The 19,356-nt window shown below is 72.6% G+C and carries 16 protein-coding genes and 1 pseudogene; 5 read left to right on the top strand and 12 right to left on the bottom strand.

Going from position 1 to position 19,356, the window contains the following annotated elements; all coding sequences use genetic code 11:
* Complete coding sequence (locus AB0878_RS09210; protein ID WP_366578071.1) at positions 1-468, bottom strand: MarR family transcriptional regulator; 468 nt, start codon at positions 466-468, stop codon at positions 1-3.
* Positions 465-1,829, bottom strand: coding sequence for an MFS transporter (locus AB0878_RS09205; RefSeq protein WP_366578708.1), 1,365 nt, complete (start codon positions 1,827-1,829; stop codon positions 465-467). The genes AB0878_RS09210 and AB0878_RS09205 overlap by 4 nt, the downstream gene beginning before the upstream one ends.
* 336 nt (positions 1,830-2,165) lie before the next feature.
* On the opposite strand from AB0878_RS09205, the gene AB0878_RS09200 reads away from it, so the two are divergent.
* The gene (locus tag AB0878_RS09200; RefSeq protein ID WP_220239294.1) at positions 2,166-2,762 is read left to right on the top strand and encodes a hypothetical protein; all 597 of its coding nucleotides are present in this window, start codon (positions 2,166-2,168) and stop codon (positions 2,760-2,762) included.
* Between the two features lie 206 nt (positions 2,763-2,968).
* Here the strand turns inward: AB0878_RS09200 and AB0878_RS09195 are convergent, their stop codons facing one another.
* Positions 2,969-5,173, bottom strand: coding sequence for a phosphocholine-specific phospholipase C (locus tag AB0878_RS09195; RefSeq protein WP_366578069.1), 2,205 nt, complete (start codon positions 5,171-5,173; stop codon positions 2,969-2,971).
* A 290-nt stretch (positions 5,174-5,463) separates the two neighbouring features.
* On the opposite strand from AB0878_RS09195, the gene AB0878_RS09190 reads away from it, so the two are divergent.
* Complete coding sequence (locus AB0878_RS09190) at positions 5,464-6,024, top strand: hypothetical protein (RefSeq protein ID WP_366578068.1); 561 nt, start codon at positions 5,464-5,466, stop codon at positions 6,022-6,024.
* A 40-nt stretch (positions 6,025-6,064) separates the two neighbouring features.
* On the opposite strand, the gene AB0878_RS09185 is transcribed toward AB0878_RS09190, so the two are convergent.
* The 8 genes and pseudogenes from AB0878_RS09185 to AB0878_RS09150 all read right to left on the bottom strand — a co-directional run bounded on the left by AB0878_RS09185 (position 6,065) and on the right by AB0878_RS09150 (position 13,141).
* Positions 6,065-6,649 (bottom strand): CGNR zinc finger domain-containing protein, encoded by a 585-nt coding sequence (locus tag AB0878_RS09185; RefSeq protein ID WP_366578066.1) that lies wholly within the window; start codon positions 6,647-6,649, stop codon positions 6,065-6,067.
* Positions 6,650-6,842: 193 nt separating this feature from the next.
* Positions 6,843-6,998: a hypothetical protein gene (locus AB0878_RS09180; protein WP_366578727.1), complete on the bottom strand. Its 156-nt coding sequence runs from the start codon at positions 6,996-6,998 to the stop codon at positions 6,843-6,845.
* 151 nt (positions 6,999-7,149) lie between these two features.
* Positions 7,150-7,545: pseudogene (locus AB0878_RS09175) on the bottom strand (enoyl-CoA hydratase/isomerase family protein); the annotation flags it as partial.
* 100 nt (positions 7,546-7,645) lie between these two features.
* Positions 7,646-8,539 carry an alpha/beta hydrolase gene (locus AB0878_RS09170; protein ID WP_366578064.1) on the bottom strand — a complete coding sequence of 298 codons (894 nt, stop codon included), beginning with the start codon at positions 8,537-8,539 and terminating at the stop codon, positions 7,646-7,648.
* Between the two features lies 1 nt (position 8,540).
* Positions 8,541-9,656: an alpha/beta fold hydrolase gene (locus AB0878_RS09165; protein WP_366578062.1), complete on the bottom strand. Its 1,116-nt coding sequence runs from the start codon at positions 9,654-9,656 to the stop codon at positions 8,541-8,543.
* Positions 9,657-9,857: 201 nt separating this feature from the next.
* Positions 9,858-11,189 carry a M14 family zinc carboxypeptidase gene (locus AB0878_RS09160; protein ID WP_366578061.1) on the bottom strand — a complete coding sequence of 444 codons (1,332 nt, stop codon included), beginning with the start codon at positions 11,187-11,189 and terminating at the stop codon, positions 9,858-9,860.
* 112 nt (positions 11,190-11,301) lie between these two features.
* A complete protein-coding gene (locus tag AB0878_RS09155; RefSeq protein WP_366578060.1) occupies positions 11,302-12,249 on the bottom strand; it encodes a pyridoxal-phosphate dependent enzyme in 948 nt (315 codons plus the stop codon).
* 22 nt (positions 12,250-12,271) lie between these two features.
* Complete coding sequence (locus tag AB0878_RS09150) at positions 12,272-13,141, bottom strand: MurR/RpiR family transcriptional regulator (RefSeq protein ID WP_366578058.1); 870 nt, start codon at positions 13,139-13,141, stop codon at positions 12,272-12,274.
* A 115-nt stretch (positions 13,142-13,256) separates the two neighbouring features.
* On the opposite strand from AB0878_RS09150, the gene AB0878_RS09145 reads away from it, so the two are divergent.
* Positions 13,257-14,813, top strand: coding sequence for a gamma-glutamyltransferase (locus AB0878_RS09145; protein WP_366578056.1), 1,557 nt, complete (start codon positions 13,257-13,259; stop codon positions 14,811-14,813).
* Between the two features lie 65 nt (positions 14,814-14,878).
* Here the strand turns inward: AB0878_RS09145 and AB0878_RS09140 are convergent, their stop codons facing one another.
* The gene (locus tag AB0878_RS09140) at positions 14,879-15,847 is read right to left on the bottom strand and encodes a threonine/serine dehydratase (protein ID WP_366578055.1); all 969 of its coding nucleotides are present in this window, start codon (positions 15,845-15,847) and stop codon (positions 14,879-14,881) included.
* A 116-nt stretch (positions 15,848-15,963) separates the two neighbouring features.
* On the opposite strand from AB0878_RS09140, the gene acnA reads away from it, so the two are divergent.
* Both acnA and AB0878_RS09130 read left to right on the top strand, forming a co-directional pair.
* Positions 15,964-18,639: an aconitate hydratase AcnA gene (gene acnA, locus AB0878_RS09135; RefSeq protein WP_366578706.1), complete on the top strand. Its 2,676-nt coding sequence runs from the start codon at positions 15,964-15,966 to the stop codon at positions 18,637-18,639.
* Positions 18,632-19,348: an MBL fold metallo-hydrolase gene (locus tag AB0878_RS09130; RefSeq protein WP_366578053.1), complete on the top strand. Its 717-nt coding sequence runs from the start codon at positions 18,632-18,634 to the stop codon at positions 19,346-19,348. Before acnA ends, AB0878_RS09130 begins: the two co-directional genes overlap by 8 nt.
* Positions 19,349-19,356: the final 8 nt, after the last annotated feature.

Below are 19,356 nucleotides of genomic sequence, written 5' to 3'. Positions count from 1 at the left end.
TTATGGACGTTCGGGGTGCGGCGGGCCGGTCTCGGCGAGCTGGTCGATGGCGCCCACGAGCTCGGCCAGCGCCGGAATGGCCGACGCGATCAGGTGCCGCCACGCCGGGTGCAGCCGGTCGATCGCGGCGGCGAGGATCTCGGCGTTGTGGTGCTTGTAGCGGTCCACGGCCGCCTGCCCGCTCTCGGTCAGTTCGAGTTCGACCGTCCGCCGGTCGTCGCTGCCGCTGGTGCGCGTGACGAGGTCACGCGCCCGCAGGCCGGTGACCATGGTCGTGACGGAGTTCGGCGCCAGCTTCAGCAGCTGGGCGACGCGGCTCGGGCGCGCGCCGGGGTTCTCGGCCAGGCACGAGAGCAGTTCGAGCTGCGCGACCGACAGCGTGTTGTCCGGGTCGGCCGTGCGCGCGGCGCGGCGCATGGCGCGCCGGAGGCGGGCGACGACGTCGGCGAGGTTCGGTTCGGGCGTCATGCGGTACAGGGTCGGGAGCCGGCGGCGAGACCCGTGCCGGCGGCCAGCACCGCCGCCACGGCCAGGGCGGCGAGCGCGAGCGGCCGGCCGCCGGTTCCCCCGGCGTGCAGGCACAACGTCACCAGTGCCACGCCCAGCGCCGTGCCGAGTCCGCGGGCCATGTTCACCAGACCTCCTCCGGTGGCCGACATCCGCGTGGGGATGGCGCCCATGACGGCCGAGTTGTTCGCCGGGATGAACACTCCCAGACCGAGCCCCACCGCGAACAGCGACACGCCTGTTTCCCACGGACCGGACACCCCGGCCAGCACCGCGCAGCCGACCGCCGCCAATGCCGCCCCGGCGCCGATGCGGACGCGGGAGCCGAGCGCCGCGGGCAGCACGCGATCGGCGGCCACGGCGGCGACCGCGAAGCCGGCGGGCAGGCTCGTGAGCACCACGCCGGTCGCGCCGTGCGCGCCCAGGACCTGCGGCAACAGCGCCAGCGGCCCGAACAGTACGAGGTAGCCGCACAGCGCGCCCACCAGCCCGAACGACACGACCGGCGGCCGCAGCACCGCGAGGCGCAGGATCGGGCTCGCCGCCGAGTTCTCGCGCAGCACGAACGCGCCGGCCGCCACCACCGCCACCACGAACAGCGCCGGCACGGTCCAGCCGGGCAGCGCCAGCCCGGACAGGCCCGAGATCGCCAGCAGCAGCGCGGTCGACGCCGTGGCCAGCAGCGCCACGCCCGCGCCGTCGAAGCGGCCCAGCGGCGTGCGCTCGCGGGTGCGCGGCAGCAGGTACCGCCCGCCGACCAGGCCGACGAGGCCGACCGGCGCGTTGACCAGGAACACCCACCGCCAGCCCACGGTGTCCACGAGCAGCCCGCCGACCGCGGGCCCGAGCGCGAGACCGAGCGCCTGCGCGGCGGCCTGCACCCCGAGCGCCGCGCGCATCTTCTCGCGGCGCACGCTGCCCACCACCAGCGCGACGCTGTTGGCCTGCAGCATCGCCGCGCCGAGCGCCTGCACCACGCGGAACACGACGAGCCACGTCAGCGTCGGCGCCAGCCCGCACGCGATCGACGCCGCGGTGAAGACGCCGAAGCCGTAGCCGTAGGTCAGCTTGCGGCCGTAGGCGTCCGCGAGGCGGCCGACCGCGGCGAGCAGCCCCACCAGCGTGAGCAGGTAGGCCAGCGACACCCACTGCACCGCTGCGAGCGGCTCGCCGAACTCGCGCTGCAGCGCCGGGAACGTGAGCGTGACGATGCTGGCGTCCAGCTGGCCCATGAACGCGCCGAAGCACACCGCGCCCACCGCGAACCACCCGGCGAACCGGTGCTCACGCACCACGCGCGGCCGCGGCCGCTCCACCAGCATCGCCACAGCGGCCCCCTTCTCCGACAGTTCGTTCTCACACAGAACTACTTTGCCGGGAACTTCGCCACCTCCACGCGATCAATGCCACACAACTAACTCTGTACCCGAATGATCGACGCAACCCACCAGCGAGATCGCGTCGGTGTTTCGTCGGGGCGGTCCGATCGGCCGCCAGGCTGATCCGACCGGCCCGACGAAACACCGACTCAAAGGCGATCTCGCACGCCCTGCCGGAGGCGGGGCCAACAACGCTGTCGCACATTGAGACACGCAAGCCGGCCGAGGTGCGGTGTGATGGCGGCAACACTCGCACCGGCAGGACAGGAGCGTCCCGGGATGTCCCAACCCACGGCACCGGTCAAGAACGCGCGCCAGCTCAGGACTCCGCTGGCGCTCGCGCTGGCCGACCTCGCGGCGATCTTCGACGACCTGCAGTTCACGCTGCGCTGTTGCGAGCGCCTGGTCGTCGAGCTCGAACGTGGCGAGGCGCAACGCGACCCCGTGCTGATCGAATCGCTGTGGGTCTCGGCCTTGAACTCGTACGCGCGCTGCTTCCGCCCCGGCGAGCGCGGCATGGGCCTGACCGAGGACGACCTCAAGGCCACCGGTGTGCAGGGCGAGGTGCTCGAGTGGCACGGGCTGCTGCGCAAGATCCGCAAGCACCTGGTGCTCGGCGAGGCCAACCCGCGCGAGGTCTACTCGATCGGGGTCTCGCAGGCGGCCGACGGGAGCCCCGAGGGCATCGTGATCACCTCGGCGATCCACCCGCTCGTCGACGACCTCACCGTCCGCCAGACCGGCCGGCTCGCCTTCGAGCTGAGCCGCCTGCTCGACGAGCGCATCAAGGAGCACCAGAAGAAGGTGTTCGCCGCCGTCGAGGAGCTGCCGAAGGGCAAGCTCGACGAGCTGCCCGACATCGAGATCACCAGCTGAGCCGAGCCCGGACCGGCTGAGACCGGCCAGGACGGCCGCGTGACACCCGGCCGCGAAACGCACGGGCCCATCGGGCACTCAACCGCGAGAAACGGGCACACCGCCGCCGCGGCGGGTGCGCCACGCCGGGCCCGGGCGATGACCTGGTGTGGGCGCGGGTGCGCGAGCCTTCCCTCGCGCACCCGCGCCCTTGCCACGTTCCGGCGTCAGCCGGTGATGCTGTCCGAACCGTCCTCGAGGTGGCCGGCGTAGCGGCGCGCCCAGGACTTGTCGCCGTCCAGGGTCACGGTCACGTCGTACCAGCCGTGGTCCGAACCGCACGGGTCGATCGAGTGCAGCGCGCGGCCGTGCGCGGGCACGCGATAGGTCTTCGGACGGTCGTCGGAGTACTGGTTGTGCTTCACGGTGAAGGTGACCGGCCGCGAGCCGTCGTTTTCCAGCTCCAGCAGCAGCCGCGGCCGCGAGCCGAAGCCGAGGATGCCGTCGAAGTAGGCGGCGGTGACCTTCGCGGTGAGGCCGGCGGCGTCGAGGTCACCGGTGAACTGGCGCAGGAAGCGGTTCGGGCCCACCACGGTGAGGTCGTAGCGGTTGCCGGCCAGCGGCACCGAACCCGGCGTGGTCTTGTCCCAGACCGTGCTCGACGGCGCCACCGTGTACTGGCCCGGGAACTTCGCCGGGTAGTCCTTGAGCGACGGGGTCGCCTGGGTGTTGTCGTACACGGCGAAGTGGCTGGCCTTGCGCACGTGCTTGCCGTTGTTGCTGAACGACAGCTTCGCCTGCGTCGAGCCGAGCGAGGTGGTGAACCCGTCGAGGTTCGCGTTCGGCTGGTACGGCAGCGCACGGGCCTTCTTGGTGCCCGGCTCCTGCTTCGGCATCTTGTTCGTGGTCACCGGCGGCTGGTACGAACCACCCACCGGGTCGCCGATCACGGTGGTCTTCGGCAGCCGCGGCAGGCCGTACACCGGCGAGTGGAAGTCGAACGCGCCCGTCAGGTCACCGCACACGCTGCGGCGCCACGCGCTGATGTTCGGGCAGTGCGCGGTCTTGCCGAGCGCCTCGGTCCACTTCTCCAGGAACTGGATCACCGACGTGTGGTCGGAGACCTCCGAGGTCACCCAGCCACCGCGCGTCCACGGCGAGATCAGCAGCAGCGGCACGCGGAACCCGAGACCCACGGGCATCGGCTGGGTGAGGCCGGCACTGGCGAGCGCGCCGGAGGCCTCGAGGTAGAACTCGTCGTCGGTGCCGGGCGCGGGCACGGGCGGCGGCACGTGGTCGAACTGGCCGTCGTTCTCGTCGTAGTCGATGATCACGAGTGTCGAGTTGAAGACCTCGGGGTCGGCGTTGAGGGCCTCGAGAACGTTGTTGACGTAGTAGGCGCCGTCGTTCGGCGAACCGTCCGGGTGCTCGGAGAAGGCTTGGTTCGTGACCATCCACGAGACCTTCGCGAGCTTGCCCGCCACCACGTCGGCGCGCAGCGCGTCGGTGAGGTTGTCGGCGTTGGCGCTCAGGCCGGTGTGCGGCTCGGGGACGATCGCCACGCCGTTGTCGTAGAACACGTTGCCGGGCGCGGCGGTGCCGCCCTGCGACGGGTCGAGCTTGGCGAAGGTGTCGAAGTACTCGACACCGTTGTCACCATAGTTGTCGGAGCCCTGGTAGACCTTCCACGAGTGGCCGGCCTTCTGCAGCGACTCGGCGTAGGTCTCCCACAGCAGGTGCTTGCCGAGCTCGTCGCCGCCGTTGAAGGCCACGTAGTCGCCGTGCAACTTGTCGGCGTTGATCGAGCCGCTCCACAGGTAGGTGCGGTTCGGGCCGGTCGCGCTGAGCACGGAGCAGTGGTAGGCGTCGCCGACGGTGTAGGTGTCGGCCAGCGCGTAGTGGAACGGGATGTCCGAGCGGTCGAGGTAGCCGAGCGTGGTCGGGCCGCCCTTGGCGTAGTACCAGCCGTTCATGAGGCCGCCGTACCAGGCGCCGTGCTGGTCGTCCCAGCTGTGCGAGGTGCCGCCGTAGCCCTGCGCGCCGACCTCGGAGGTGGGCGGCTGGTGGTTGGCCGGGTACTGCGACACCTTGGCGTCGGACAGCTTCCACGGGTACTGGGTGGTCGTGCCCGGAGCGGTGGGCGCCGTCGTGGGCTGCTGGAACACCGAGTTGCCGCCGGGCAGCGTGATCGCCGAGCGGTCGCCGAAGCCGCGGACGCCCTTGAGCGAGCCGAAGTAGTGGTCGAAGCTGCGGTTCTCCTGCATCAGGATCACCACGTGCTTGATGTCCCGCAGGTCGCCGTGCCGCTTCGCCGGCACGGCCGGCCGGGGCGACGCCGCGGCTTCGGTGGCGGCCGGCCCGCCGCCGACGACCGCGGCACCGGTGACCGCCGCGGCTGCGCCGAGGAAACCTCTTCGGGAAAGATCGGACATGGGTGAGAACCTCCGGTAACGGCCGGCACGCGCGAGAGAGCACGTGGGACGGGCGAAACCTACGGTCGCGGAACAGTTTCGGGGCGAACTCGACCTGAACACTCCTCGACGCCTGTCGAAACCGTGGCCGGGTTCGTCCGACCGGCGCAGTCCACACCGGACAGACCGGACAGCCGGCCACCGCGAGGGCACCCGTGCGTCACGGGTTGATCACAGCCGCAACGCCGGGGACGCACGGCCGTCTTTCCCCGTGACAGCAAGCTTTTCGCGAATCCTGGGGGAATGATCACATGGCGCGGACAACCGTGTTCAGAGGCGCTCTCGCCGCCGCTTCCGTCTCGGCGGCGGTGCTCGCCACCGCGTGCTCGGGCGGGCCCGCCGCACCGTCGGTGCCGTCGGTGCCGTTGTCCACCTCCGTGGCCCCGACCGCGACGCGGGCGCCGGCGGCCCCGTCGTCTTCCGCGCAGCAGCCGGGCCAGTCCCAGCAGCCGGTGGCGGCGGCCGCCGCCGGGCTGAAGTTTCCGGGCAAGAGCCTCGAAGTGCGCTTCACCCGCTTCGACCGCGCGACCGGGATGGCGGAGTTCTACCTGGTCACGCTCGCCCCGAACGGCGGCGCGGGCCCGCACCTGGTCGACGTGCCGGGGCTGCACCGGCTGCCGCTGGCCCCGAACGCGACGATCGAGTCCGTCGACCCCGCCGGGTTCCCGTTCGAGACCTGCCCGCCGACCGAGTGCTCGACCGGGATCGAGCTGCAGAGCGTGCTGAGCCACTACGGCGGCAGCGGGCTGTTCGCCGACGCCGCCGTGAACGCCGCCGACCGGATCACCGACATCCACGAGATGGCGTACTGACCGCGGCCGGGTCCCCGGGCCGCCGGTCCGGGAACCCGGGTCAGGAGCTCTGCTGGGTGCGCCGGCGGGCGCGGTAGGCGCGCAGGTTGACCGCGTTGCCGCACACCTGCACGTTGTGCCACACGCCGCTGTTGTTGCGGGAGCGGTCGTAGAAAGCGACCGCGCAACGCTTGTTGCGGCAGGTCTTCAGACGCCGCCAGCGGTCGGCGCGCTGGGCCTCCAGCACCTCGATGAGCACGATCGACGCCACGCGCCGCCAGCCGGTGCCACGCGGTTCGGGCCGGATCCAGCCGTCGGCGCCGGGCTGCAGGACCACGGGCGCGCTGTGCAGCAGGGCCGTGCCGGCTTCGGCGTCGTGGTCGGTGAAGTCGCGCAGCTCGTCGCGCAGGTCGCGCAGGCGCTCGACGTCGTCGCCGGCCAGCTCGACGCGTTCGGCCGGGCGTTCGGTGGCCTCGGCCCACCGCTCGAGCGCGTCGTCGAGCCACTTCTGCGCGTCGCCGAGCTCGGCGAGCAGGTCCTTCTCCCGGGGCTTGCCGGCCGAGAGGGTGTTGAGCAGGTCGTGCACGAAACCCAGCCCGCCCGGGCTCACCTCGAGCTCGTAGCGATCGGTCGCCGGCCAGTTCATCTCGCACTCCTCCCGGCAGAGTCATCACGTCGTCAACTCTGTCGGATCGACTATACCGCCTGTGGCCAGCACGCAAGACGGAAAGGGTAGTCCACCCGGTCCGACGCAGGCGGACCGCTTTCGGCTGCGTCGGCGGCTCATGAAAAGACAGCTCGGGAACAGGCAGCTCGGGAACAGGCAGCTCGGGAACGACTCAGCGCCCGTCGAACGTCAGCACCGGCCGCGGCCGGCCCGCCTGGTACGCGGTGATCGCCGACGCCAGGCCGCGGCGGGCGTCTTCGGTCTCGAACAGCGGCATCGACAGGTCGAACAGCACCTGGTCCGCGCCGCCGTGCCACCGGTCTCCCACGTGCGCAGCAGCGCCTTGTGCACGGCGTGCGCCCGGGTCGGGCCCTGCGCCACGCGGCGCGCGAACGCCAGTGCCTCGGCGAACACCTGCTCGTCCGGGACCACCCGGTTGACCACCCCGGCTGAGCCATCTCGGCGGCCGGCACCGGCTCGGAGGTGAGCGCCCACTCCATCGCCCGGGCCCGCCCGGCCCGCGCGGCGACGCGGTGGATCCCGCCGAGCAGCGTCACGATCCCCAGCGTCTGCTCGGGGTGGCCGAACCGCGCCGACTCGCCGGCGAAGAGCACGTCGGCCCGCAGTGCCAGCTCGAAGCCACCGCCGAAGCACAACCCGTGCACCGCGGCGATCACGGGCACCGGCAGCTGCTCGACCGCGTTGAACGCGCGCAGGAAGAGCTCGAACGACGCCCGCAGTTCGCGGACGTCCTGCCCTTCCCACGGCACGATGTCGCCGCCGTAGCTGAAGTCGGGGCCTTCGGCGTGCAGCACGACGGCGCGGGCGCCGCGGGCGGTGATCTCGTCGACCGCGGCCAGCAGCTCCGTCGTCATCGGGACGCCGATGCGGTTCTGCGGCGGGTTGTGGAGCGTGAGCACGGCGACGTGCTCGGAACTGTCTCGGCTCAGGGAAAGCTGGGGCACGGCGGGCTCCTCAGGACAGGTGCTGCTCGAACCAGGACCGGGCTGCGGCGCTGGAACGGGCGAACTCGGCGACGTACGGGTCGAAGTGCCCGCCCGGGATCAGTTCGAGCCGCTTCGGCTGCAGAGCGCGTTCGTAGGCGGCGAGCGCCAGGTCGGTCACGGTGACCGTGTCGTTCAGGGCCACGACCAGCAGCAGCGGCGTCGGCGACACCCGGCTGATCCACGAGCCCGGCTCGTACATCCGCGCGGCACGCGTGGAGCGCACGGTGACCTGGTTCTCCCAGATGCCCTCGGGGATGTCCTGCAGGTAGAACCCGACCGCGTCCGGCGCGCGGTAGGAGGCGGGCACGGCCGGGTCCGCGCTCACGATCGTCTGGCTGCGCGGAGGTTCACCCCGCCCCACCGCGCGGTCGTCCTCGGCGAACGCGTGCTCCAGCGCCGCGACCGCGTCCGGCGGCACGCGGCGCAGGCCCTGCTCGACGCCGCTGATCGTCGGCACCTGCGCGACCACGGCCTTGAGCCGCCGGTCGGTGGCGCCCAGCACGATCGCGTGGCCGCCCGCGTAGCTGGTGCCCCACAGGCCGATCCGCTCCGCGTCGACCTCGGGCCGGGCCTCGAGGAAGGTGATCGCGCGGCGCCAGTCGGCGATCTGGCGCCACGGGTCCACGTCCTGGCGCGGCGTGCCGTCGCTGGCGCCGAACGTGCGGTGGTCGTGCACCAGCACCACGAAACCGGCGTCGGCGAACGCCTCGGCGAAGGGTTCGAGACCGTGTTCTTTCACGCCGGCGTAGCCGTGGGCCATGGTGATGGCGGGCCGCGGGCCCGGCTGGTCCGGCACGAACAACCAGCCGCGCAGGGTCACGCCGTCCTCGCCGGCGAACTCGACGTCGTTTCGCGTGGTCATGTCAGGCCTCCTGGTGGAAGTGGGTGGCCGCGAGGTCGGGCAGACGCCGGCCCAGCTCCGCGGAGAACTCGAGCGCGCCGCCGAGCGGGCGGTGGTGGATGGCCGCCCGCACGATCCGGCCGGCCGCGTCCCGGGTGAGCACGGTGACGCCGAGCAGCGTCGTGCCGCCGAACGCCACGGCCTCCCACTCGAGGTACGTGCGCTCGCCGGACTCGGTCTGGTGCGTGAACTTCAGCGACTCGTAGATCGCGCTGGCGGCGGCCATCACGCGCTGCACGTTCTCCCGGCCTTCGACCGGTTCGCGCAACACGGCGGCTTCGAGGACCACGTCCTCGGCGAACGTCTCGCCGAACGCGGCGGCGCTCTTGCGCGAGAACCCGGCGGCCCAGCCGCGCGCCTGCCCGCCGGTGAACCGGGCGATCAGCTCGGCGAGCCGGGCGGGCGCCTCGGCGTGGGTCCAGTGGCCCGCACCGGCGACGACCTCCGTGACGGGCGCGGCGAAGCGCGGCGCGACGGCGCCGGCCACGAGGTCGGCCGTGACGAACGGGTCGTCCCGGCCGCGCACGATGAGCACCGGACCCGGGTAGCCGCTCGGTGCGTGCCCTTCGGGGGCGCCGTTGTTCCAGCAGGAGGCGAACGCGCGCACGACCTCGGGACGCACGCGCAGCCCGGCCGCGCCGATGCGTTCGGAGGTCTCGGCGCTCAGGCTCGGCGACAGGTTCGCCCGCGCCGCGCGCTGCGCTTCGGCTCCGGCCTCGCCGAGCGAGCGGAACGGCTCGATGGCCTCGTCGGGCAGGTGCGTGCCGGCCAGCGGCACCGGGTTCACGAGCACCAGCCCGCTGGTCAGCTCCGGTCGCGCGGCTGCGACCAGCTCGGCCACGGCCGAGCCCATGCTGTGGCCCACCAGCAGGAACGGGCCGCCGATCGAGTCCACAGTGGACAGCAGGTCGGCGGCGAACCGGTCGTAGGTGAAGGGCCCGGCCTCCGTCGCACGGTCACCGCAGCCGGCGAGGTCCGCGGCGACGTACTCACCGCCGGCCGGCAGCGCCGCGACGAGACCGTCCCAGACCCGGTGGTCGTCGAGGAACCCGTGCACGAAGACGGTCGGCTCGGCCATGGATCTTCCCCGATCAGGTCCTCCCGGCGTCGGGCGACTGCCGGTGTCTGACCCAACCGTAAACAGTTAGCCTCTGTCGTGTCAGGAGCTACGCCGGGTGACGCCGACCACACGGTACGCGTTCAGCGTCCGGAAGTTCCCCATTCAGGACCGTCTTCGTGCCGAGTTACGACAGAAGTGTACGAATTTGGCCGCCGGTCTTCACTGCCGGTACGGCGCGGCGGCCGCCTGCGCGGCGGTGATGAACGCGCCCTTGTTCTTCGGCCAGAACGTGCTGTCCACACAGGAGTACTTCGGCAGGAACCCGCCGCACGTGCCACTCGAGGCACCGACCTCGAAGGTGAAGCTCGCGACGCCGAGGGCGCCGTAGGTGAAGTCGTCGGTGGTGCCGCTCGTGTCGTAGCCGACGGTCTCGCGGTTGGTGCCCACGAGGTAGCCGTTGGAGGCGGTGAACTTCGCACCGAGCTTGCGGTACTGCGCGTCGTTGGGCGAGTTCGCCTGCGTGAAGCCCCACGGGATCACGATGTCGTTGCCGTAGCTGTGCAGCGTGATCATCGTGCCGCGGGCGGTCGTGGGCGCCGGGTCGTTGGTTCCGGTGCCGCGCTGCACGGGGTAGATCGCGCGGAAGAACTTCTCCAGCGCCTGCGTCTCCGGCTCCGAACCGGCGCTTGCGCCCTGGTAGGTCTCGGCGCACGGCGAGTTCGAGTCCCCGCCCCAGTGGAACGTGGAGTTGCGGTTCACGTCGATGCCGACGTTGGTGCCGGAGCAGCCGCCGCGGGTGTTGTCGGCGTTCTTGCGCTGCAGCTTGGGCGAGTTGCCGCCCGAGGCCACGATGTCGACGCCGTCCGGGTTGGCGATCGGGATCACCCACACCTCGGTGGTGTCCAGAATGGACTTCGCGGTCGCGTCGCTCGCGTACCCGTCGGCGAGGTAGTCGATCCAGCGCCACGCGAGCTCGCCGGTCGAGATCTCGCGCGCGTGGATCTGGGCCATCAGCACGAACTTCGGCTTGGCCGACGTCGTGGACAGCGTGCAGTCGCCGGCCTGCTTCTTGCTGAGGCAGATGGCTTTCAGGTCGTGTCCGCCCTGGCCCTTGGTCTTCTTCCACGACGGACCGAGCGTGTACACGGTCGCGAGGTCCGGGTGCGCGGAGGCGACCTGGGCCAGGTGCGCTTCCTGCGCGGCGACGGTGCGGTAGCCGCCGTAGAAGGTGTCGGCCGCGGCCCGGGCTGACGCGGCGGGCACGTCCTTGTAGACGGAGTCGAAGTACGACGGCCGGTACCCCAGCGTCCGCAGCTGCCGCGCCACGGCCTGGTCACCCACGACGTACGCGGCTTCGCGGTCGGATTCGGCGACGTCGAACCCGGCCCCCGCGAGCCCCGCCGCCTGGTCCGCGTTCGCCGGCACCCGCCAGAACACCGGCGCACCGGACCCGGGCGCGGCGGCCGTGGCGCCGGGGGCGCCGCTCGCCAGGCCCGCCACCAGCACGCCGACCGCCGCCAGTGCGGCCTTCCACGACGACCTGACCTTCATCGGGGCTCCTCACGGGTGCATCGGGGGACGGACCGACGGTGACCGTCCCGCAACGCACAGTGTGGCGGCCCGGGACAAACCCGGCACACCCACGAAAGTCGGAACTCCCGGCTCAGCCCTCCGTGAGGATCGTCGCGAGCAGCTCGGCCGCGATGTTGCGCCCCGATACGACGAGCACGACCGGCCGGTCGAGCGGCACCAGGCCCGCGCGCAACGCGGCCAGCGCGGCGGCCGACGAACCCTCCGCGACCAGCCCCGCCGTGAGCGCGAACTCGCGGACCGACCGGCGGATCGCGGGCTCGTCGACGTCGACCAGCTCGACACCGGCCTCGCGCACGATGTCGGGCGTGATGGTGCCCGGCTCGAGGTTGCCGACCAGCCCGTCCGCGATCGTCTCCCCCACCGGCACCGTCACGAGGTGTCCCGCCGCGACCGCCGCGGACACCGCGTGGCAGGCGGCGGACTCGACGCCGACCACGCGCACGTCCGCTTTGGCGCGGCGGGCGCCGAGCGCCGTGCCGGCCAGCAACCCGCCCGAGCCCGTGGGCACCACGATCGTGAAGTCCTCGCCGAAGCTGTCGGCGACCTCACCGACGAGCGTGCTCTGGCCTGCGATCACGTACGGGTCGTTGTAGGCGGACACGAACTTCATCCCGCCGGCCGCGAGCTCCAGCGCCTTCGCCTCCGCGCCGTCGTAGCCGCCCGGCGCGAGCACGAGATCCACCGGGTAGGTGCGCAGGGCCGAGATCTTCGCCGGGGAGCCGGCTTCGGGAACGACCACTGTGGACTTCGCGCCGAGCAGTCGCGACGCGTGCGCAATGCCGAGCGCGTGGTTGCCCGCCGAGGCCGTGACGACCGGCGTGCCGCCGGCGGCGTACGCGGTGAGGGCGGTGACGCCGCCGCGGACCTTGAACGAGCCGGTGGGCTGCGCGCCCTCGTACTTGAGGAACACGGGCACGTCGAGGCCCGCGGCGGGGAACGGCAGCAGCGGGGTCGCTGGGAGGTTCCGCGCGACCGTTTCCCTTGCCTGGTCGAGGATGGCGTCGGCGATCAGGGGCATGGTTCTCCTTCGAGGGGACGGGTCAGGCTTCCGGGGCGAGCTCGCGGCGCAGGCGGGTGAGCAGCTCGTAGGTGTCGACGGCGGGGTCGCGCCCGACGGCCATCGTGGCGAGCACGAGCATGTCGGCCAGCAGCATCCCGCCCAGCGGTTCGGCGGTGAGGCCGCCCGCGGACGCCTCGTCGCGCAGGACGACGTCGACGGCGCCGGTGAGCTCCTCGCCGAGGTTCTCGGTCACGAGGATCGTTCCGGCCCCGGCGGCCCGCGCGTGGGCGACGAGCGTGTCGAGCTCGGGCAACGCGCGGCCGGGCGCGAAGATCACCACGGCGTGGCGGGCCGACAGGCTGAGCAGGTCGTCGGCGAGGGTGAAGCCGGTGGCACCGGAGCAGACCGCGAACTTGCCGATGCGGTTCAGCTTCAGGGCGAGGTAGCGGGCGCTCAGCTCGTTGACGCCCCAGCCGTAGCAGAAGACCGTGGCCGCGGGCGCGATCAGCTGCAGCGCCTTCGCCAGCGCGGCCGGGTCGGTCTTGCGGCCGAGCTCGGTGATCCGCTCGTGCGCGTCGGCCAGGACCCGGTCTGCGGTGGCCGAGAAGTCACGCGCGGTACGGGCCAGCTGGAGGCGTTCGCTGATCTGCGGTGGCGTGGCCGGGCCGAAGTTCTCGCCCAGCGCGGCTTTGAGGTCCGGGAGCCCGGCGTACCCGAGCCGGCGCGCGGTGCGGACCACCGTGGCGTCGCTCGTGCCCGTGGTGCGGCCGATGTCGCCGGCGGTGGCCAGCATGATCCGCTGCGGCGGCGACGCGACGAGGTACCGCGCGACGACGCGTTCGGTCTTGCTCAGCCGGGTCCACTCGTGGTTGACCCGGCTGGCGAGGGTGCGCGGTTCTGAAGTATCCAATTCAGCTAGTGCCGTTTCTGTCGTCACTGCTACAGTGACCGCAGCTTACCCCGCCCGGCCGGGACTGCCCCGGGCCTCGCCGCGCACGCCCGCTCGCCGCGAAGAAGGAGCTGCCTTGTCCCCGACCACCGGCGCCATCGCCTCGCCGCACGCCCTCGCCACCCGCGCCGGGGAACAGGCGTTCCGCGCGGGCGGCAACGCGATCGACGCGGCCCTCGCGGCCGCCACGGCGCTCACCGTCGTCTACCCGCACAACACCGCACTCGGCGGTGATCTCGTGGCGCTCGTGCGCACCCCCGACGGCTCGATCACCTGCGTGAACGCCACCGGCACGGCGCCGGCCGCCCGCGACCTCACCGCACTGCGCGCCCGCCACGGCGAGCGGCTGCCGGAACGCGGGCCCGACACCATCACCGTGCCCGGCGCGGTACGCGGCTGGGAGGCGCTGCGCGGCCACGGTGCCGCGCTGGACTGGGCCGCGCAGTTCGACGCCGCGATCGGGTACGCGGCCGAAGGCGTTCCCGTGGCGCGCTCGCTCGCCGCCGCGCTGGTGACCGACCGGGCGCTCCTCGACACCGACGCCGGTTCGCGGGCGGTGTTCGGTGCGTCGCTTCGCGAAGGTGACCTGCTCGTGCAGCCGAGGCTCGCGGAATCGCTGAGCGCGATCGCGGCCGGCGGGCCCGGCGAGCTCTACGAAGGCGCGGTGGGCGCGGCGCTGGCCCGTGGCCTGCAGGCGCTCGACTGTCCACTCACGACGGCCGACCTCGCCGGGTACGTGGCCCGGGACACGGCCGCGATCTCCGCACCGCTGGGCGGGTTCCGCGTGCATACCAGCCCGCCCAACACGCAGGGCTTCGCGCTCTTGCGGACTGTGCGGGCCCTCACCGAGCTGGGCTTCGCCGCCACGCCGTGGACGGCGCCGGCCGCTGTACTGGGCCGCCTGTTCCACGACGGCACCCGCGTACGCGACACCCTGCTGGCCGACCCGGCCTTCGCCGCCACGGACGTAGCGAACGACGGGTTCACCGAGCTGATCGCGGGGCTGCGGGACCCGCGCGCCGCCGACGTGGTCGCGGCTCCCTCGATCCCGCGCGGCGACACCGTGGGCGTGGCGGCGGCCGATTCCGCGGGCTACGCCGTGTCGATCATCCAGAGCGTGTTCGACAGCTTCGGCGCCGGCGTGCTGGAACCGGAGACCGGCATCATCCTGCAGAACCGGGGCACCAGCTTCTCGCTCGATCCCCGCTCCCCCAACGTGATCGCGCCGGGCAAGCGACCCAAGCACACGCTGATGCCCGTGCTCGTCACCGGCGAGGACGGCCGCGTCCGCTGGGTGAACTCGACGATGGGCGGGCACGGCCAGCCGCAGATCCACGCGCAGGTGCTGCTGCGGCTGCTGGCCGGCGACTCGCCCACCGAAGCCGTGAGCGCGCCGCGCTGGGTCGTCGGCGCGCGGGCCGAAGGCCAGGCCTCCGACACCGTGCACCACGAAGCCGACCTCGCGGCCAGGACCGTGGCGGACCTCGCCGCCGACGGCTTCCCGCTGCGGGAAGTCCCGCCACGGACGGAATTCCTGGGGCACACCAACGTCGTCTCGGTCGCGCCGGACGGCACCTTCACCGCCGGCAGCGACCCGCGTTCCGACGGCTCCGCCGCGGTGGTCCGGGCATGAGCGGGCGCCTGCGGCCCGGTTGAAGGGCCCGGGTGGCGAGCCGCCGGCCCGCCACCCCGCCCGGCTCACTCCTGTGCGAGAGCCATGGCGCCCAGGAACGTCTCCAGCGCCACGTTCCGTCCACAGAGGACGACCGCGACCTTCTGGCCCCGGTACTGCTCGGCCGTGCGGATCAGGCCCGCGACAGCGACACCCGCGGCACCTTCGATGATCCAGCGCTCGCCGTCGGCGATCTTCCGCATCGCGTGGGCGATCTCCGGCTCGGTGACCATGACCGTCTCGTCGATCACTTCCTGGCAGATCGGGAAAGTCACGGAGCCGGGCTCCACCGCGCCGGCCGAACCGTCGGACAGCGTGGGGAACTCCGGCGTCTCGATGATCTCGCCGGCCTTCAGCGAGTCGAGCATGCAGGTGGAAGCTTCCGGCCACACGCCGACGACCTTCGTGCGCGGGCTCAGCCGCTTCAGCGCCGTGCCTGCGCCGCCGATCAGCCCGCCGCCCCCGGTGCAGATGAACACGGCGTCGAGGTCCGGCACCTGCTCGGCCAGCTCCACGCCGAGCGTGCCCTGGCCGGCGACGGTGTCGAGGTCGTTGTAGGGCGCCACGTACGGCTTGCCGAGGCGCTCCGACTGCCGGCGCGCCTCCAGCTCGGCGTCGAGCGCGCCGCCCTCGACCACCACGAGCTCGGCCCCCATCGCCCGGATCGCGGCCATCTTGGCCGGTGCGGTGTAGGAAGCCACGTACACCGTGACGGCAACCCCCGCGAGGTTGCCGGCGCGGGCCACGCCCTGGCCGTGGTTACCGGTCGACGCGGTGATCACCCCGGTCCGCTTCGCGCTCTCGCCGAGCACGCGGATCTTGTTGGCCGAGCCCCGCACCTTGAACGAACCGGTGGGCATGAGGTGCTCGGTCTTGAGCCACACGTCGCACCCGAGCTCGTCCGACAGCAGCCGGCTGCGTTCGAGCGTGCTCACCGGCACCTGCGGGCGGATGCCCTGGTGCGCGTCGAGAATGCGGTCGAAGAGGGTGGGCACGCGGGGCTCCTCGGGGGGTTCTCCGGATGGGCCCCGGACGCTGCGCCAGGGCCGCTGGTCTCACTTCCGAGCTTATTATAGCCTATAAGCTGTATGGAAGGAGCGCCTTGAGTACAGTGTCGAACACCTCGGCTTCGAACACCGCAGTCACTTCCGCCACCGCGGGGCACGACAGCTTCGGCAGCCTTGCCCGCCTCGACCTCGGCGGCGAGAGCTACCGGGTGCACCGGCTCGACGCCGTCCCCGGCGCCGAGCGGCTGCCCCTGAGCCACAAGATCCTGCTGGAGAACCTGCTGCGGCACGAAGACGGCCACACCGTCACGGCCGACCACATCACAGCGCTGGTGCACGGCGGTTCCGACGCGGCCCACGACGTCGTCGCCTTCTCGCCGTCGCGGGTGTTCCTCCACGACACCAACGGCGTGCCCGTGCTCACGGACCTGGCCGCGCTGCGCGACGCCGTCGCCGCGGCCGGGGGTGATCCCCGCAGCGTGCGCCCGCGCATCCCGAGCCACCTGACCGTGGACCACTCCGTGGCCACGGAGGTGTCCGGCCGGGCCGACGCCTTGCGCCGCAACGTCGAGATCGAGTACCGCCGCAACGCCGAGCGCTACCGCTTCCTCAAGTGGGGCGAGACGCTCGACGGCGTGCACGTGGTGCCGCCCGGCACGGGGATCATGCACCAGATCAACCTCGAGTACCTCGCCAGCGTGGTGGAACGCCGCGACGGCTGGGCGTTCCCCGACACCTGCGCGGGCACGGACTCGCACACGACGATGGTCAACGCGCTGGGCGTGCTGGCGTGGGGCGTCGGCGGCGTCGAGGCGGAGGTGGCGCTGCTGGGCCAGCCGCTGAGCATGCTCGTGCCGCCGGTGGTCGGTGTGGAGCTGACGGGCGAGCTCGGCCCCGGCGTGACGGCGACGGACCTCGTGCTCACGGTCGTCGAAACCCTGCGCGCGCACGGCGTGGTCGGGAAGTTCGTGGAGTTCACCGGCGACGCCGTGGCACGCATCCCGCTCGCGCACCGCGCGACGATCTCCAACATGTGCCCCGAGTTCGGCGCCACCGCCGCGATGTTCCCCATCGACGACGCCACAATCGGCTACCTGCGCCTCACCGGCCGCACGCCCGGCCACGTCGCCGCGGTGGAGACGTACGCGAAGGAACAGGGCCTCTGGCACGATCCTTCGGCGGACCTGCGTTACGACGAGCGCCTGCGGATCGACCTCTCAGGTGTGACGGCTTCCCTCGCCGGGCCGCGCCGGCCCCAGGACCGCGTGCCGCTCGCCGCCGTGCCGGCCAACGCCACGGCCGCCATCGACCGCGTGCGCGCTTCGCGCCGGGCCGAGCAACCGAGCGCCCAGATCCCCGATGGTGCTGTCGCCATCGCGGCGATCACGTCGTGCACCAATACGTCCAACCCGCACGTGATGGTCGCCGCGGGTCTGCTCGCGCGCAACGCCCGCGAGCGCGGCCTGACCGCCAAGCCGTGGGTGAAGACGAGTCTCGCGCCGGGGTCGAAGACCGTCACCGAGTACCTGGCGCGCGCGGGGCTGACCGGGCCGCTCGACGAGCTGGGGTTCCAGCTCGTCGGCTACGGCTGCATGACGTGCATCGGCAACTCCGGCCCGCTGCTGCCCAGCGCCGCCGAGGCGGTGGCCGAGCGCGGCGCCGTGGTGGCGTCCGTGTTGTCGGGCAACCGGAACTTCGACGGGCGCATCAACAACGACGTCTCGCTCAACTACCTCGCTTCTCCCCCGCTCGTCGTCGCCTACGCGCTGGCCGGTTCGGTCAAGCACGACCTGACGACCGAGCCGCTGGGGGTCGACGCCGACGGGGAGCCCGTGCTGCTCGCGGACCTGTGGCCGGACGACGCCGAGATCGACGAGGTCGTGCGGGCGCACCTCACGCCCGAGCTGTTCCACGAGGCCTACACCGACGTGTTCGGCGGCGACGAGCACTGGGCCGGCGTGCCCGAGTCCGACGGCCACCACTTCGCGTGGGAGCCGGACTCGACCTACCTGCGCCGCCCGCCGTTCCTCGACGAGGTGAGCGAAACCGTCGCCACGCCGGCGGACGTGACCGGCGCCCGCACCCTGTTGCTGCTGGGCGACTCCGTGACGACCGACCACATCAGCCCCGCCGGCCGCATCCCCGCGGCGAGCAGCGCCGGGCGCTACCTCACGGCCCTGGGCGAGACCGACCTCAACACCTACGCCTCGCGCCGCGGCAACTTCGAGGTGATGGTGCGCGGCGGTTTCGCCAACCCGCGGCTGGCCAACCTGCTCGCGCCGGAGGGCGGCGGCGTCACCCCCGACTTCACCCGCGACGGCGCGCTCGTGCCCATCCACGAGGCTTCGGAGTCGTACGCCGCGGCCGGCGTGCCGTTGATCGTGATCGCCGGCCAGGAGTACGGCACCGGCTCGTCGCGCGACTGGGCGGCGAAGACGACCGCGCTGCTCAAGGTGAAAGCCGTGCTGGCGCAGTCGTTCGAGCGGATCCACCGGTCCAACCTCGTGGCGCTGGGCGTGCTGCCGCTGCAGTTCCTCGACGGCGACAGCGCGGCCTCGCTCGGGCTCGACGGCACGGAGGAGTTCGACCTCGCCGGGATCGCCGGCGTCGTCGAGGATCCGGCGCGGCCGCTGACGGTGCGCGTGCGCCCGGCGGACCGGCCCGCGTTCGAGTTCGCCGTGCGCGCCCGCCTCGACACCCCGCGCGAAGCGGCCTACTACGCGAACGGCGGCGTGCTGCCGTACGTCCACCGGCTGATCCTGCGAGGTGAGCTTGACTGATCCCGCGCCCGTCGTCGAACCGCTGCTGCTCGGCTACGGCCTCTCGTCCGACCAGGGCAGCATCGGGTTCTGCGGCGTCTACCTCGTGCAGACGCCGCGGCGGCGCATCCTGTTCGACTGCGGCCACGCGGGCCGCCGCCGCGCGCTGCACCGGGCGCTGGCGCGCCACGGCCTCGGCGTGCGTGACGTCGAGACGCTGGTGCTCTCCCACGCGCACTACGACCACGTGCAGAACGCCGACCTGTTCACCCGCGCCCAGGTGTTCCTGCACCCGGCCGAACGCGCGCTCGCGCCCGGCGACCCCGTCACTCCCCCGTGGACGGACGCGATCTTCGCCGGCCTGGCGCTGCACGACGGCGTTGACGGGCTCGAACTAGCACCCGGCGTCACGATCACCGGGCTGCCCGGCCACACCGCGGGTTCGCTCGGCCTCACCGTCGAAACCGCCGACGGCACGGCGCTGCTCACCGGCGACGCCGTCCCCTCCTCCCGCGCTCTGCGCGCCGGCCGCGCCACCACAGCGGCGAGCGAGGACGCGGCCGCCGCGTCGATCGAGCTCGTGCGGACGCGGGCCGACGTGGTGTACCCGGGCCACGACCGGCCGTTCACGATCGAGGCCGGGCTGCCCGGCCGGTACCTGTTCCCGCGCGTGGACCTCGAGGTGCTCGCGCCCGACCCGCTGACCGACGACCCGCCCGCGCCGTCCTGAGCGCGGGT

Origin of the sequence: Amycolatopsis sp. NPDC047767 (assembly GCF_040704195.1) — a bacterium.
Classification (GTDB): Bacteria; Actinomycetota; Actinomycetes; order Mycobacteriales; family Pseudonocardiaceae; genus Amycolatopsis.
The sequence above is the reverse complement of the archived record's forward strand: the minus strand, read 5'-3'. Positions and strand labels throughout refer to the sequence as shown.